General features: G+C 36.5%; 11 protein-coding genes. All 11 read right to left on the minus strand.

Annotation, left to right across the window (positions count from 1 at the left end; genetic code table 11):
* Positions 1 to 272: 272 nt before the first annotated feature.
* Complete coding sequence (locus GUB10_RS09535) at positions 273 to 1526, minus strand: DUF2264 domain-containing protein (protein ID WP_193711205.1); 1254 nt, start codon at positions 1524 to 1526, stop codon at positions 273 to 275.
* A gap of 196 nt (positions 1527 to 1722) precedes the next feature.
* Positions 1723 to 3345: a RagB/SusD family nutrient uptake outer membrane protein gene (locus GUB10_RS09540; RefSeq protein WP_193711206.1), complete on the minus strand. Its 1623-nt coding sequence runs from the start codon at positions 3343 to 3345 to the stop codon at positions 1723 to 1725.
* Between the two features lie 21 nt (positions 3346 to 3366).
* Positions 3367 to 6525 carry a TonB-dependent receptor gene (locus GUB10_RS09545; protein ID WP_193711207.1) on the minus strand — a complete coding sequence of 1053 codons (3159 nt, stop codon included), beginning with the start codon at positions 6523 to 6525 and terminating at the stop codon, positions 3367 to 3369.
* Between the two features lie 78 nt (positions 6526 to 6603).
* Positions 6604 to 7791: a glycoside hydrolase family 88 protein gene (locus GUB10_RS09550; protein ID WP_193711208.1), complete on the minus strand. Its 1188-nt coding sequence runs from the start codon at positions 7789 to 7791 to the stop codon at positions 6604 to 6606.
* Between the two features lie 942 nt (positions 7792 to 8733).
* On the minus strand, positions 8734 to 9555 hold the full coding sequence (locus GUB10_RS09555) for a DUF1080 domain-containing protein (RefSeq protein ID WP_227740357.1): 822 nt from the start codon (positions 9553 to 9555) through the stop codon (positions 8734 to 8736).
* 119 nt (positions 9556 to 9674) lie between these two features.
* Complete coding sequence (locus tag GUB10_RS09560; protein WP_193711209.1) at positions 9675 to 10430, minus strand: DUF1080 domain-containing protein; 756 nt, start codon at positions 10428 to 10430, stop codon at positions 9675 to 9677.
* Positions 10431 to 10767: 337 nt separating this feature from the next.
* A complete protein-coding gene (locus GUB10_RS09565) occupies positions 10768 to 11742 on the minus strand; it encodes a sugar phosphate isomerase/epimerase (protein WP_193711210.1) in 975 nt (324 codons plus the stop codon).
* A gap of 61 nt (positions 11743 to 11803) precedes the next feature.
* Entirely contained in the window at positions 11804 to 13147 is a 1344-nt protein-coding gene (locus tag GUB10_RS09570; protein ID WP_193711211.1) for a Gfo/Idh/MocA family protein, read from the minus strand.
* 18 nt (positions 13148 to 13165) lie between these two features.
* Entirely contained in the window at positions 13166 to 14140 is a 975-nt protein-coding gene (locus GUB10_RS09575; RefSeq protein WP_193711212.1) for a formylglycine-generating enzyme family protein, read from the minus strand.
* Between the two features lie 51 nt (positions 14141 to 14191).
* Positions 14192 to 14743, minus strand: coding sequence for a DUF1080 domain-containing protein (locus tag GUB10_RS09580; RefSeq protein WP_193711213.1), 552 nt, complete (start codon positions 14741 to 14743; stop codon positions 14192 to 14194).
* 36 nt (positions 14744 to 14779) lie between these two features.
* On the minus strand, positions 14780 to 16216 hold the full coding sequence (locus tag GUB10_RS09585; RefSeq protein ID WP_227740362.1) for an arylsulfatase: 1437 nt from the start codon (positions 16214 to 16216) through the stop codon (positions 14780 to 14782).
* Between the last annotated feature and the right edge of the window lie 61 nt (positions 16217 to 16277).

Consider the following 16277-nt stretch of genomic DNA (forward strand, 5'->3'; position numbering starts at 1 on the left):
CCTTCCTTTTGAGAGCCCGCCTTACAAATCAATTATTTAAAATTTATTAATCATCTATATAAAGCACTAAGGCTCTTTTTTCATTATAATCTTTGCCAGTAACAGTTAAGCCAACCCAACTGCTTCTTCAAAGCCTTCCTTTAGTTTATCAATGGGAAATAATAAAAGAAAATTAAAGGTAATAGTTTCCGGGTGACTACATTTAAGCTGATTTCCTTCGGGTTATAACTTCAGAAAAAGAGGATAGACTTTAAGATTAGTTTGCAGTTAATTCAATATTTCACATGATAATCTTTCTTGAAAGCAGCCTTATTCCAGGCTTTTTTGGAAGTCCATTCTTCTTTAGCACCACTCCAAAAAACACTTTCCTTTGGAAGACCCAACGGTAAAAAACTTAAAGAGGCCATGTATAGGCTGCCGGTAGAAGTATAATAATCTGCTATCTGGGGGTGATGCCCTGTAAAGCCGAGTACCAACCAATTATTGTCATCAAAAACACTCTCGCTTAACAAGTTTTTAGTGACTTGGGTAAGGGCACACCTTACCTGTGCCGGGTTTATATCTTCCGGTAGCCTTTCCTCAAGTGCTACTTGAGCCAATGCTTGCATAGCCCCGGTACGATAGGTTATAGAGCGACCAATAGGCGGAAAAGTGCCTTCTGGAGAGATCACCCTTTCCAGTTGCCAGGAATAGCGTACCATTCGTTTTAGTGCCAATTCATATCTTCCCTGCATCCCTTTATCATGTTGAGCTAAAATCTTAAGGGTATCCACGAGCATAGGATGAATCACATAAGAGTTGTAATAATCAAAGGCAAATGTTTTCCCATCACTATACCAACCGTCGCCTACATACCATTCATCAAATTTCACTAAAGCGTGATCTACTGCTTTCTTATTCCAATCTTCACCAATAGACAATAGAAAGGCCTCAGTTATCGCTGTAAAAAGTAACCAATTGCTCTCAAACGGTTTTCGTGTTCGTAAAGCCTTAAATTCAGTAATAAGCCTTTGTTTTGTTACATCATCCAAAGGATCCCATAAAGTATTACGTGCTCTTATGAAACCATGTGCAAGGTAAGCCCCATCTACAATAGGTTGGTACTCTTTTCTAAAGTTTAGGTAATCGGGGTTAGCCGGGTCTACAGCATTAGAAATACCTTTAATAACATTTTCCCTAAGTGCTTTTCTTAATTTGCCTTCTTCCGAATCATCATCGGGCAAAGCCAACCAGGGTGCCACACCGGCCATACACCGACCTACCGCTTCCAGGTAAGTAACATCCTTTCGGGAATCGTAAGATGGTGATTTCTCTACTGGCATATTTTTTCTAAGTGTAGACTTTGCCAGGTTAGAAAATATAGGTTGAGCCATTTTATATAACGTATTAACCCAGACCTCTCGGTCATTACTTCCAAAAGATTCTAAACCAGCTTGTTTCTGGTTAGCAGCAGCTATTCTAAAAGGATCTAAGGCAGAAAGTGCCATTACTCCTGAAGCAGATACCAGAAATTCCTTTCTTTTCATAATAGTTTACATTTACTGAAGTTGTTATGTAAATATTGCAAGAGGCTCTTTGTATTTGCTAGTTTTAAGCAATAGGTAATTAAAATCACCTATTGCTTAAATAACCTAAATAAGATTCTAAGGGTGCTATTAAGAACCAATATAACTTAAAGGTCTTAACATCTTTCTTAAGAGCCTGGCAATATTATTAAATCTCTTACCAACCCGGATTTTGCTCCAGAGAAGGGTTTAGTGCAATTTGATTTACTGGAAATGGCCAGAGATAATCCCGAGCAGGGTCAAAGTGCCTATTTTCTGCTTTTTGTAGAATAATCAAGTTATCTGAAGTTACCTCGGGAACTACCTCAGTTCCGAATTCATCAAAAAAGTAATTTCCCAATATAGTTTTTGGTAATTCTATTTCTGCAGTTTTCCATCTAATCAAGTCCCAATATCTAAAGCCTTCAAGTGCCAATTCAACTCTTCGCTCCCTTCTTATTTCTTCACGCATTTCAAGGCCATTGTTATCTACAAGGGAATTGGTGAGGTGAGGCATGGAAACACTTTCCCGGTCGCGTAATATATTTACCGAAATATTGAGATCTTCATCATTAATGCTCTCATCTAATTCATAGGTTGCTTCGGCATAATTCAGTAAAACCTCAGCATAACGAATAAGCGTTCTGTCAATATAAGATCGGGAAACTTGCCAATCGTTCAAATTGGCATATCTCCTATTGGCAAACCCAGTTTTCTGAAAACTTATCGCCGGAATATTAAATACAGGCTGGGTACCAATATACTCATCACCCTCTTTAAAGAAGGTAGCCCCCATACGAGGATCTCTATTATTAAAAACTTCTACGGTATTGGTAGGTTTTTCATATAAGGGAGACTTACTAATTGGCAGTCCATCAGTCATTAAATAAGAAGTGGCTAAGCCCCTGGTAGGATTGGCAGCCCCAGTTTCTAAATTTCTTTGTGCCACATGATAAGAAATAGATTCTTCTAAGTTTTTACCATATTGCCTCACTAATATATTCTCCTTGTTCTGCCTACCTTCTCCCTCATATTGAAAGAGATTGAAATAATTTGAAAAAATATCATGTTCTCCAGAATCCATAACTTCTTTCGCTGCTGTCTTCGCAATCATCAAATGTTTTTGAGCATCGCCATAACCGTGAAATTTGCTTCGTGTTCCTTCAAATAAAGCTACTCTAGATTTAAAAGCTAAAGCAGCAGTTTTGGATATCCTTCCATAATCCTCGGCTTTAATTGTACCTGGAGATTTAAGTTCTAATACTGCCGAATCTAAATCACTATATATTTGGGCTACAACCTCTTCTCTTGAAGCCTGTCCCATATTGAGCTCTTCATCTTCTATGTTTAGGGGCTTTAAAATTAAAGGAACCCCACCATAGCGGCGAAACAAATTAAAGTAGCCCCAGGCTCTAAAAAACTTGGCTTCAGCAACATATATGTTTATTTGGTTAATATCTCCACCTCTATCAGCTACTAAATCTGCTTTTTCAATTATATTATTGGCTGCTCTAATAAGTCTATATTGAGCTCTATAGTATCCATCGGAAGATGGAGTAATTCTAGTACCATCACTTATAGAGTTAGCACTGGTACCAAAAGCATCATCAGACCATACATCACCGGTTTCTGGCAAACCTGGTAAAAAGGTATATAAATAATTGGCGGCAGACTTAAGGTCGTTTTCATTTTGCCAAAATGCAGGATCACTAATAGAGGTTTCCGGTAAGCGATCTACATTACAGGACAGCACACCAAAAACCATTATTAAACTAAATAATATTCTAAATTCTTTTTTCATACTGATAAATTTCAAAATTGTTTAAAATGATAAATTGATACCTAAAGCAACTTTACCCGTAAACGGATAATTTGCTCTTTGCTCATTGCGTTGCTCAGGATCAAAAACGCCATCAAAGACTCCCAATTTGTTAAACAGAAGTAAATCTTCTCCCGTAACGTAAATCCTGAACCTTGATATAGGTAATTGACTTATTACTTTTTGGGAGAGAGAGTAACCAAGTTGAATATTCTTTAAACGAACATAACTACCGTCTTGCACCCATCTATCTGAAGTTGCATAATTATGAGTTCCTTTAAGAAAAGGCCTGGGAAAAGCGGCATCGGGGTTATTTGGTGTCCAAAAATCTCTATGAAATGCCATAGGTTGGAACCAGGTTTGATTAAAAGGCATTACAACCGCTGTTGGTGCTAAAAAGGATCGTTTTCCAACTCCCTGAAAGAAAATACTAAAATCAATATTTTTATAATTTGCCCCGGCATTTATTCCGAATAGGTATCTGGATTGGTCAGTACCAAGTTTCACTAAATCTCCGTGATTTTCAACTGTTCCTCCGCCATTATTAATTAAGCCGTCACCATTTTGATCTACATATTCTATGTCTCCGATTCCTGTTCGGTTATCATAAAAAGGAGCATTTTCTAATTGACTTTCGCTTTCTATATAGCCGGGCACAGTTTCATAGCCCCAAATTGTATTTAATGGAAAACCTTCTATTAATCTATTGGTTCTAGAACCTACAGTGTTTCTATTACCACCATAACTAATTAACTCATTCTGGTTGTCTGATAGATTAAAGCCTATATTATAGCTAAAATCATCACCTATTTTATCCCTAAAATTTAAATTAGTCTCCCATCCCCAACTTTTTAATTCACCGCGATTAACCCTGGGTGTATTTATACCTATGGTAGCTGGTAAATTAGTAGGTATCAACATATTCCTGTTATGCTTAATATAATAATCAAAAGATCCCTGTAGCTTATTCTTAAATAAAGAAACATCTACGCCATAGTTAACAGTTTCTACGGTTTCCCAGGCTAAATTAGGAGAAGGAAGTCCTCCCTGATAAAAATAAGTAGTACGGTCTTCGGTAGCTCCCATAACCAAAGCATTACCATAGTTTAATCCAGGGATATAATCGTAATAGCCAATAATATCGGCATTTGCATTCCCTAATTGTCCCCAGGAAGCTCTTGGCTTAAATTCACTAAAAAAGGGTAAAGCAGTTTCAAACCATTTTTCTTTATGCATATTCCAGCCTATAGAACCTGATGGAAACCATTTTAGCCTGGATCCAGGCGCTAAGCGGGAAGTCTCATCTCCCCTTATCGTGGCCTCTAATAAATATTTATCCTTAAAACTATAATTGAAACGGCCAAAATATGATTGATTAGCAAAAGTTGTTACCCCTTCACTATTTCTTTTACTATTGGCATCACCAAGGTTTAAAGATGGTAAATCATTACTAACTAAGGAACTGGCAGAGCTTGTTACAGAATGTCCTCTATAATCTTCCCATTGATAGCCCCCTAAAAGATGAATTTTATGGTTGTTAAAAAGGGTAATATTATAGTTCGTTAGGAACTGAAAGTTATCTCTTGCATAATTTGCTCCCAACACAGTATAGGAGTTAGGATTATTTAAATAGTAAACAGGAGAAAATCTATCCCATAACTCTACTGTTCTATTAAATCTGTCATAATCCCGTCTATTTTCCTGCCGGCCATAGATCATTTTAAGCTCCAAACCATCTATAAAGTTTGAAGCGGTTAGGGTAAATGTTCCATTTAATTCTGCCCGCTTATCGTTAGCATAACCTCCTTCTGTTAGGTAGGCATAAGTGTTATTTCCTGATGTTCCAGCACCACCAAAGAGTTTCCCTTCTGGTGTAAAGATTGGGAAACGTTGTCTTGCCTGCCAAACTTGCTGTAAAAGACCATAACCATTTACTCCTGCAGAAGGCGATTCTCTATCGTTAACATTATACGCCAATCTAGAATCTAATGATAGGTGTTTTGACAACTCGGCACTCATATTTAGACGAGTATTAAGACGTTTATTCCCATCTGGGCCAACTTTGAACATACCTTCCTGGTCCAAATATCCCACAGAAAAAAAGTAGTTAACCTTATCACTCCCGCCTCTGGCACTAACATTATGACTTTGCATTAAATATAGATCTCTAGCTACCTGATCTTTAATACTTTTTTGGTTATAAGTAAGATACCTAGTAGAATCGGTTGGTGAAACAACAAACTCTACTCCATTTCTAATATTATCTAAATCAAAATCACTATACTCGGGCCCAACACCGGCATTTTTCCTTGCCAAGTTTGAAAATTCAGCCTCTTCTAAAAGAGACAATCTATCAGGAATATTTAGGGGCCATTGAACGGTAAGTAGACTTGAATAGTCTACAACAGTTTTTCCCGACTTTCCTTCTTTTGTAGTAACCAATATAACTCCACCGGCCGCTCGGGATCCATAAATAGCTGCTGCCGCAGCATCTTTTAGCACCGTAACGGTTTTTACATCGGTAGGGTTAATAGTATTTAGATCGTTTAAAGACATAGTTACTCCATCTACAATTAGCAAAGGATCCACATTTCCATTTGCCGATGTGGCCCCCCGAATTTGTATATTCAAGCCCTCATCACCAGGCTGTCCCGTTGTACGGGAAATATTTAAACCAGAAGTAGTTCCCTGTAAAGCATTCCCCAAATTAGTTACAGGTCTATCTTCAATAGTTTCGGCATTCACAGTAGAAACGGCCCCAGTAAGATTGGCTCTTTCTTGCTTGCCATAACCAACCACCACTACTTCATTTAAGGCTGCTATATCTTCTTTAAGAACTATGTTAATTACATCACGTCCAGCGGGCTCAATATCCTGGGATAGAAATCCGACATACCGAAAACTGAGAACCGTATTAGAATCGGGTAAGACAATCTCATAATTTCCATCAAAATCGGTTACTACACCGTTATTGGTATTTTTCTCCATTACCGTAACCCCCGGTAATGGTATTCCAGTTTCATCTGTAACTGTTCCAGATATACTAATCTTCCCCTGTGAATATGCTGTAAAGCTTAATAAAAAAGATAAAAAAAATAAGAACGGGGCTATATTCCACAGCCTATTCTGAGGTTTATTTTTTTCAATTAATAATTTTTTCATAATGATTTTTGGTTTCGTTAATTAATTCAATACACATTAAACAATCGATTGTTTAAATGGGCCAAAAAATTAGTAAACCTATTTACTAATTTGCTTTTGCCTTGACAGTGCTTCTAAATAATAATAGTCAGCATAATTTAATGGCACATCTAACTCAACACCATGAGGCTTGCTACCAACAGAATGTTTTAACAGAAATCCTCCATTAGTTCCTACCTTAGCTAAATAGGTTTTAGAGCTTAAGCTATCGATAATATCATTTCCCCACTTTAAATAATCCTTACTACTTGCATCTGTATCGTAAGTACTTAGTTCTAAAAGAGCCGAAGCTGTAATTGCTGCCGCAGAAGCATCGCGAAGCGTATTCTCTCCTGGAGCCACATCGAAATCCCAATAAGGGATCTGGTCATTTGGTAAATTAGGGTGGGTTTTAATAAAATCAGCAATTTTTTCGGCCTGCTTCAAATACTTAGGATCCTGTGTTTCCCGATAAACCAATACATAGCCATACAACGCCCAAGCTTGTCCTCTAGACCAAGCAGATTCATCACTATAGCCTTGATGCGTAACTTTTTCATTAATATCTCCTGTTAAAGGATCATAATCTACTACGTGAAAAGAACTTCCATCCTCCCTAAAATGGTTTTTCATGGTAGTATCGGCATGACTAACCGCTATATCATAAAATGTAGAATCTCCAGAAATTTTAGTTGCGTGAAACAATAGCTCTAAATTCATCATATTATCGATAATTACGGGACAATCCCATTTTTTATTCCAATCCCATGACTGGAGAACGCCCGCATTGGGCTTGAAGCGAGTTGAAAGAGATTTCGCAGTTTGCACTATAATATCTTCATAAGCCTTTGAATCCTGATACTTTAAACCATTACCATAACTACATTCTATTATAAAGCCTACATCATGATTTCCCTCCCAATATTGTATGGTATCCAATTTTTCGGTATATACCATAGCACGTTCCTTCCAAACATCATTCCCGGTTAGACCATAAAGCTGCCATAAAGACCCAGGATAAAAACCACTTGTCCAATCATAAGGGCCAACATTTACCAATTTGTCATTTTTCGTAGTACGAGGCATTGGATTAGGACTTTCTTTTACATCCTTAATGCTTTTATACAAATATTCATATTGCTCTTCCAACTGCCCCACATCAGCTGCTTCCAAATTTGATTTCTTACTAACGCAGCTAGCCGAAACAATATATACCATTAATAAAATTAATCTACAAGTTGATTTCATTTTCTATAATTTAACAATTCAAGACAATATTAATAAAATTATTTTCTAATAACAATCGATTGTAATAAAATAAATTAACTTTTTTTTTACATAGAACCAATTCTGGTAAATAAGGGCTATTCAATTTTTAGAAGTTTAGCATTTACAGAAGCCTACCAACAAATTTTATGTAGTAAATATCAAAATTGCTAAAATCATTAAATATTAATAGCGGAAGCACTGACTTAATAAAGTCTATTAAAGGAATATGAAATTAAACCGTTTATCGCAGATGGCGTGAAACGACTGGCAATACATAGCTGGATTCTTTCTTTATTTAGAAGCAGTTACTTATCGCAAATCCGGATATGTCTAGCGCCTAAAGCTGAAATACAGGATTCCCTTGATATGGTATAGGCTTGATACCTAATTCTTATCAAAAGCTAGCGAAATAAGATTTATAAGACTTTATAGAAAGTTATGGTGAAGATCCAAAAGCTTAGCAAAGCTTTCTTAATAATTTTGGTTATTAATTATTCATTGTGAAAGAATTGCAAAGAGCATAAGTACATTTGAGAACAAACTTCAAAAAATGGAGGACTAAATTTTCTTCTAAATGGAAATATAATTTTTTAAAATTATTAGTAAACTACCCCGAGCAAACCACTAGATATTCGTTGGATACATATTTTTAATTTTGAGGTAAGCCCAGGATTACAGCCTTTGGCGGTGCCGATGCAAGGGGATTGAGGTAAGACAACCTTAATCCCCTTATAAAATTAAATCTTCCAAACACTCTCTTAAAAAAAATCCAGTATCACCCAGATAGAAGACCTACCGTTTAAGACCTTCATTATTATAGTGTTTTCAATTAAAAGTAATATTAATAAACTTTATTAAACTACCTGGGGGCTATGATACCCTGTGGCGATGCTAATAAATTAATACTTATAGCTATTTTTTCTATGATCTATTATTTCTATCTTTTAATAATTTATCTACTTTCGTTTTAAGTGTTTGAGAATCGCTTGCATAATCTTCAAGATTTACAATTTCCACCTTTCTAAAATCTGTAGGATGGCTTTCGCTTTGCAGCGAAATAGTTCCCCCTGTTAATAATGTACCTTCATCGTTTTGTGGTTTCTCATATCTAAGTACTTCTTCTCCATTTGCATAATGTACAATTAAAGAATCGCGTACAACTAACACATCAACACGCACCCATTGATCTCCGGGAAAAGTTTTGGAATTTGAATTCGTGCAGTGATTAGTAATAAGCTTCCCGTCCATAACAAATTGGGTACCGGGAGTACATATGTTGGCATTTGTTCTTTCATCTTTCCCATTCCCACCCAATAATTGCACTTCAATAGAATTGGGAAAGTCCTGGTGTTTGTCCATGGTTTCAGGTTTCTGACCGTGAATCATAATACCATTATTGCGGTAGGCCCATCCCGGACCATTCTTTACTTGATCTCCTATAAAACGGTATTCAACACCCAATAAATAAGTTGAAAAAGCTTCTTTATAAAATATATGTCCATATTTATCATCAAACCCATTTTCGTACTCATCATACCTTACTTGTAAAAGACCATCATTAACCCTAAAAGTATTCCCGAAATTTTCCCCAAGTTGATGACCTTTAAATTTTATATCCCAATCATTAAGGTCTTTACCATTAAATAGTGGTTCCCACTCATCTGAAATTTGCGAGGAACAACCTCCAAAATTAATAGAAATAAAGAGCATTAAAATGGTAGAAAATGGTATTTGTTTTATCATGATAATTTAAAGTTTTAGATTTGATTTTTAGAGGTTTAATAAGGATTTCAAGTAAACCTATAAAGTACTCCTACTTTTTTATTCTATTCACAGTACTGCAAAATAAGGTTAATTCCCTTTTATAATTCTTTAATTTTAATATTTCTAAACCACACTTTATCGCTGTGATCTTGAAGGGCTATATGGCCTTTGCGGGTTTTCCCAAAGTTTTCCCAGTTTTTAAATTTAGAAGATTTAACCATATCCTTCCATTCTTTACCGTGTACAGGAAATTCGTTTATGGTAAAACCGTTTAACCTAACAGACCCTTTATTGGTGTTATGATCAATTTTAATCACGGTTTTATTCCATTTTCCCGCATTTTTGGTTTTATCGCTTTTTGGTGGCATCATATCATAAAGCGCTCCTGCCTGCCTAATTGGGCCATTCGTGGCATCTGGATGTAATTCATTATCCAAAATTTGAATTTCCGGTCCTGTTAAATAAGGTTCAGAAAAGGCTTCACCTTCCTGTACTCCCCACATAATCCCACTATTTCCTCCTTTTGAAATTTTCCATTCTAGCGAAAGCTCAAAATTGGTATAAGTGTTTTCAGTGATAAGGTTTTCTGTACTCGTTCGTTTTCCCGGGGCAGGAGTAAAAACAATAACGCCGTCTTTCACCTGCCACTGGCTTGAAATTGAATCAGCATTAAAGGCTTTCCAGCCATCCAAATTTTCACCATTAAAAAGTTGACTCCAAAGCTCTTCCGCTTTATTTGTTCCTATAGCGTCTTTCTCTTCAACAAAATTCTTCTGCTTATCCCCTTTGTTATCGTGTTTACAGGCAATTCCCACTACGGCAAGCATTGTTATTATTAAACTAATTTTTCTCATATCATTAATTTAGTTAATCATTATATCTCTTCTATATTTTGTTTACGAAAAAAGTGGCAAGCTTAATTTTCATTCTGCAATTCAACTATTAGATAAGAAAATTGTTCCCAACACCTAAAGCATACTGAGAATGTATTTGCATTTCAAAATCTATCAATAGTAATCCTGTAACACAAACAACAAATTTATCCCAGATTATGTAATGGTTTGTACAAGGGCTAATAAGCTTAATTTTCAACTTAAAATGTACCGAAACCAACCATAAACCTGAAATATAACCTTTAGGAACATATTAGTTAATGATTGGCTTACGGCTTTATCTTTTATAAGTTATATTTTATTGATTTAATTCTTTACCAACTTTCTGAAGAATATTTTTTGTAGCTATTATGCCTTCTTCTGGCGAAAGCCTTGAACCTTCATACTCCACTCCTACATAATCATTATAACCAGCATCTTTAACTATTTTCATTATTCGTTTATAATCCAAGGTGGTTTCTTCTCCTTTCTCATTAAAGTCGTAAGATTTTGCGCTCACAGCCTTGGCATATGGCATCATTTCTTTGATCCCCTGATATTTTGGGTATTCCTCTGCACAATTGCCTTCAGACCTTTTTATACAGAAATTCCCAAAATCTGGTAAAGTGCCGCAGTTATCCATATTAACTGCCTCTATTACTGCTACCAAAAGTTCGGCATTTGAAGATAGGTGTCCATGATTTTCAACTAAAATATTAACACCTTTTTCTGCAGCATATTCGCTAAGGGCCTGCAAGCCCTTTATAGCCGATTTTTTCCACTCATCAGGCTCCCGGGCACCAAATAAGTTTACCCGAATAGAGTGCGCTCCCAGATATTGGGCTGCATCTACCCATTTTTTATGATTATCTACAGCACTTTCACGCTTGTCTTTGTTAGAAGACGCCAAATCTCCTTCGCCATCTATCATAATTAATACATTTTCCACTCCAAATTCTTCACTTTTCGCCTTTAGAGTATCCAGGGTTTGCTGAAATGCTATTTCAGGGTTTTCAGAATTCTTTATTCTTGCTGAATAAAAGCCACTCACATACTCAATCCCATCAAACCCCATCTCCTTTGCTTTTTCAGCAAAGTCCATCGGGTCTAAATCGCCGGCAAAAATAGGTTTGTTAAGTGACCATTGGGCCAGTGAAATTTTAAAAAAAGGTTCAGCATTATTAACGGTTTCGGCTATTAAACTACTAGCGTCTTCCTTTTGTTTAGTTTGGTGCTTACATGAAAATAGAATGGGAAATAAAAAAGCTAGAAAAATTACGGTTATGCGCTTCATAATATAAGTTGAATAAAAATTAATTATAATGATGGTTTTTCAAATAAGAGTATATTTTAATTTACAGAACTTTTGTTTTACCTGGTTTGGGTACAGGATATAAACCATCTTCTCCCGGTAATGTTGGTGGGGTGGAGTTCCAGGTCACATCCCTAGGCATTAAAACCTCCTGAGATTTCAATGCTTCTTCCCAGTTAATTACCTGCCCCGAATAAGTAGCCATTCTTCCCATTATAGCGGTCATTGTACTTTTAGCGCCATTCTCGGCATCACTAATAACCTCATTATTTCTTATTGAAGCAAATAGTTTATCGTGCTCTACCTGATAAGGGTTAGGGTCTCTTTGCCCCCGGTATCTAAACAAATCATTTCCATCAAGATCGGTTATACTTGCTGCACCCGCATCATTCATATCTACAGTTCCTTTGCTAGCCTGAAACTTCTCACCTACCTTAGACCAGGTACCTGGCTGGTGCCTACACTGGCTGGAAATTACTGCACCACCAGGGTATTTAAACTCTACAAAATGATGGTCGAAAATCTCTCCGTGTTCAGGCCCTGTTCTTACCAAACGACCTCCCATTCCTTGAGCAGAAATAGGATATTCTCCAATAAACCAGTTAGCAACATCAATATTATGAATATGCTGCTCAAGAATATGGTCTCCACATAGCCAATTAAAATAATACCAGTTTCGCATTTGATACTCCATTTCACTTTGCCCAGCTTTTCTTGGGTTTACCCAAACCCCTGCACTATTCCAATAAACCTGGCCAGACATAATTTTACCGGCCTTATTTTGCTTTATTTGTTCGGCAATTGCCAGGTAATTATTTTGATATCTCCGTTGAAGTCCAACTACTACGTTCAATTTCTTTGCCTTTGCAATTTTCGCCATTTCTAATACTTTGCGTATTCCCGGTACATCGGTTGCAACCGGTTTTTCCATAAATACGTGTTTTCCGGCATTAATGGCATATTCGAAGTGATATGGACGAAAACCAGGGGGAGTGGTAAGAATTACAACATCTGCCTCATCAATAGCTTTTTTATAAGCATCAAAACCTACATATTGATGTTTTTTCTGAACATTGACTTTCTTGCTACCTTCAAATTCTTTTTCAAGGCTTTGAAGACTACCGCTTAAACGGTCTTCAAAAGCATCAGCCATAGCTACTAATTGAACATTTTCGTCGGCTTTTAAAGCCTGATTTGCGGCACCTGTTCCTCTACCACCACAACCTACCACTGCAAGTTTTAAGGTCTTTTCGTTAAAAACATTTGCCATGGCATTCATTTCCATTCCAGGCAGCATCATCCCGGCTGCAACAATACTTGAGTTTCTTACAAAGTCTCTTCTGGAAGATTTTAAAATTGATTTCTGGTTCTTTTTAGAATTTTTCATTTTGTAATTTTTTAATGTTTAAGGTGTTTCTTCTCCCCAATATTTCTCTAATTCATTTTTTGAAGGAATGTCCTCTATTCTCACTATCCTAAAACCTACAAAGGGAGCATCGGTATTCCACCACTTGCTTTTAGGAAACTGTGGATCTCTCATTTTCCAGTTTTCAGTAGAGGCCATACGGGATGCACTTCTCAAATCCTGATTGTCGTCTAAATAAGAACCACCCCTCACCGATCTAGGATATTCCTCTATGGGGAATTCGATTGGATTTTTAGTGATAGAATTTCTATTTTGATAAGCTTTCGGCAAATATTGATCTAAAGTCCATTCTGCCACATTACCGTACATATCATAAAGCCCCCAGGGGTTTGGCTCTTTTTGACCAACCCTATGGTAAGTACCGTTACTATTGGCATAGTACCAGGCATATTTATCCAGCTCTTTATTATTATCTCCAAAATAATATGCTGTATTGGTACCGGCACGTGCCGCATATTCCCATTCAGCTTCAGTAGGTAACCGATAGAAATGACCCGTTTTAGCCGATAACCATTTACAGAATTTAGAAGCGGCATGATGAGTTATATTTACAACTGGCTTGCCTTCATCTGTACCCATTCCCAAACTCATATCTACATAAGGAATAGTGGCCCCGGATATAGCATCGATTTCAATCTCAATATCAGGTTTTTCTATATTTTTAGACACGGTATCTATTTCCCTGTTTAAAAATAGTTTATATAATTCCCAGGTAATCTCATATTGGGACATCCAAAAACCAGCGATCTCTACAGTATGAACGGGACCTTCATCTTCTCTCCTTTTATTTTCATCTGCCGGACTTCCCATTTTAAATTTCCCCTTCGGAATCCAGACCATAGGGATAACATATTCTGATCCATCTATTTTTTGAACGTAATCTTTTGGAGATCTTTCCTGGGAAAATAGATTAGTGGTTACAAAAGATAAAAATAGTAGTAGTTTAAAATTCATTTTTTCATTTTTTACATACTCATTCAGCTATAATCAATAACACTTGCTTAATTATAAATGAGTAATTTCTATTTTCTTAAACTCAACTTCAGCGCCTTCTGCTTGAACTGCTATTCGCCCACGTTGGGTGCTCGAATTAAACCCCTCATTAACTAAGTCACCATTCACCCATACTTTTATCTTATCAGCTCGGCACTCTATAACCATCTTATTCCATTCTCCTAAAGGATTTTCAGATTCGTTGGTTAAATTTTTAATTCTGCGGCTTTTACCTTCGGTTGTGCCCCATTTTTCTTTTGGACCACGTCGTTCTTCCATATCCTGCACTTCTATATTTTCTACTATACACCAAAAATCACCTGCATTTTTGTGCTGCATTTGTACCTCTATAGATTTTGGAAACATATCATATAGAGCTCGTGGGGCAGATGCATGAACCAGGACACCACAGTTCCCGGGGTTTCCCGGGAACCTATATACTAAATTTAATCTATAGTTTTCATAAATCGAATCTGTGATTAAATGGCCTCCTGGAGTACCAAGGCTCACCAACATTTTGTCACGAACAATAAAAGGGCTTTTTGATTGAGCATTACTGTCCATTTCAGGAACGTCTATATGCGTTAAAATACAGTTAAATTATTTGCTTTCTATAATAGCTTTATAAGCTGCTACCATCTTTTCTAGTTTTTTTGGATTTTTTTTAGCCAAATTATGTTGCTGATTAATATCGTTTTCTAAATCATATAATTGATAAATTGGTGCATTACCCAATTCTATATTTACAGATTTATTAATTTTCGGACCTTTAAATGGAGGAATTAAAATCCAATTACCTTTTCGCAATGCCGTTCTCCCACCAGCTTCTATAATAAGTTCTTCCCGTCCCTGATCACTATTTCCTAAAAAAACGTCTATCAAATTCTTACTATCTTGACCTCTAATATCGCTATCTACTAGAGAAGCCAATGAAGAGAATAGGTCAACCTGAGATACTATAGCTTCTGTTTTTCTCGGCTGAATTTTACTAGCCCAATAAGTTGCAAAAGGCACACGAGTTCCCGCCTCAAATAGACTATATTTACCACCTCGAAATGGGCCAGATGGAGTATGATCTCCCAATTTTTCGACTGCATCATCATAATAACCATCATTAAGAACAGGTCCATTATCACTTGAAAATATGATAAGAGTATTCTTCAATAAGCCTTCATTTTCTAGTGTTTGAAATAATTGACCAATAGCCCAATCAGCTTCCACAATAACATCACCACGAGGGCCTAGTCCGGTAGCACCTATAAACCTAGGGTGAGGTGTACGAGGTACGTGAGGCTGCTGCAATGCGTAATACAAGAAAAAAGGAGTGTTTCTATTAATTTTTATATATTTTTGAGCTTCATTCAAAAAAACATCCATCATTTCTTCATCCTTCCATTTCGCTTTTTCCCCACCCTTCATAAAACCTATACGAGGGATTCCATTTACAATACTATTATTATGACCATGGTGCCACTTCATTTTCAACATTTCAGGATTTTCCTTACCTGTAGTTTCTCCCGGAAAATTTATTTGATAATTCACTTCTATTGGATCCTCTTGTTCTAAACCGACAACATTCCCGTTTTTAATGTAAACTGTTGGAACTCTGTCCTGTGTAGCGGCCATAATGTAGCTATAATCAAAGCCTACTTCATTAGGACCAGGTGAGATTTTAGCATTCCAATTAACATTGCCACTCCCTAAACCTAAGTGCCATTTACCAACTACTCCTGTATTATAGCCTTTTTCTTTGAGCATTCTTGGAAGGGTGGTTAGAGTAGTATCAATAAGAAATGGTGCAGTACCAGATAGTATTTTTGCATCTTTGTTTCGCCAGGGATAGCTTCCTGTTAATAGACCATAACGGCTAGGTGTACAGGTGGCAGAAGTTGCGTAACCATTTGTAAATTGTACACCACCTTTAATTAATCTATCCATATTAGGTGTTTCAATCTCTGTAGCTCCATAGGCTCCAACATCTCCATATCCAAGATCGTCAAGATAAATGATCACAATATTTGGTTTATCTCTATTCATCTGAGAATAAATATTTTGAAAGCCTACAAAACATAATATTGTAGTTAAGTAGAAATATAAA

The sequence above is a fragment of the Salegentibacter sp. BLCTC genome, assembly GCF_015143665.1.
Lineage (GTDB): Bacteria > Bacteroidota > Bacteroidia > Flavobacteriales > Flavobacteriaceae > Salegentibacter > Salegentibacter maritimus.

Excerpts from the sequence above, each read along its gene's own strand:
- GUB10_RS09550 (WP_193711208.1), bottom strand. The coding sequence starts at position 7,791 with ATGAAATCAACTTGTAGATTAATTTTATTAATGGTATATATTGTTTCG.
- GUB10_RS09535 (WP_193711205.1), bottom strand. The coding sequence starts at position 1,526 with ATGAAAAGAAAGGAATTTCTGGTATCTGCTTCAGGAGTAATGGCACTT.
- GUB10_RS09575 (WP_193711212.1), bottom strand. The coding sequence starts at position 14,140 with ATGAATTTTAAACTACTACTATTTTTATCTTTTGTAACCACTAATCTA.
- GUB10_RS09545 (WP_193711207.1), bottom strand. The coding sequence starts at position 6,525 with ATGAAAAAATTATTAATTGAAAAAAATAAACCTCAGAATAGGCTGTGG.
- GUB10_RS09580 (WP_193711213.1), bottom strand. The coding sequence starts at position 14,743 with ATGGACAGTAATGCTCAATCAAAAAGCCCTTTTATTGTTCGTGACAAA.
- GUB10_RS09570 (WP_193711211.1), bottom strand. The coding sequence starts at position 13,147 with ATGAAAAATTCTAAAAAGAACCAGAAATCAATTTTAAAATCTTCCAGA.
- GUB10_RS09585 (WP_227740362.1), bottom strand. The coding sequence starts at position 16,216 with ATGAATAGAGATAAACCAAATATTGTGATCATTTATCTTGACGATCTT.
- GUB10_RS09560 (WP_193711209.1), bottom strand. The coding sequence starts at position 10,430 with ATGAGAAAAATTAGTTTAATAATAACAATGCTTGCCGTAGTGGGAATT.
- GUB10_RS09555 (WP_227740357.1), bottom strand. The coding sequence starts at position 9,555 with ATGATAAAACAAATACCATTTTCTACCATTTTAATGCTCTTTATTTCT.
- GUB10_RS09565 (WP_193711210.1), bottom strand. The coding sequence starts at position 11,742 with ATGAAGCGCATAACCGTAATTTTTCTAGCTTTTTTATTTCCCATTCTA.
- GUB10_RS09540 (WP_193711206.1), bottom strand. The coding sequence starts at position 3,345 with ATGAAAAAAGAATTTAGAATATTATTTAGTTTAATAATGGTTTTTGGT.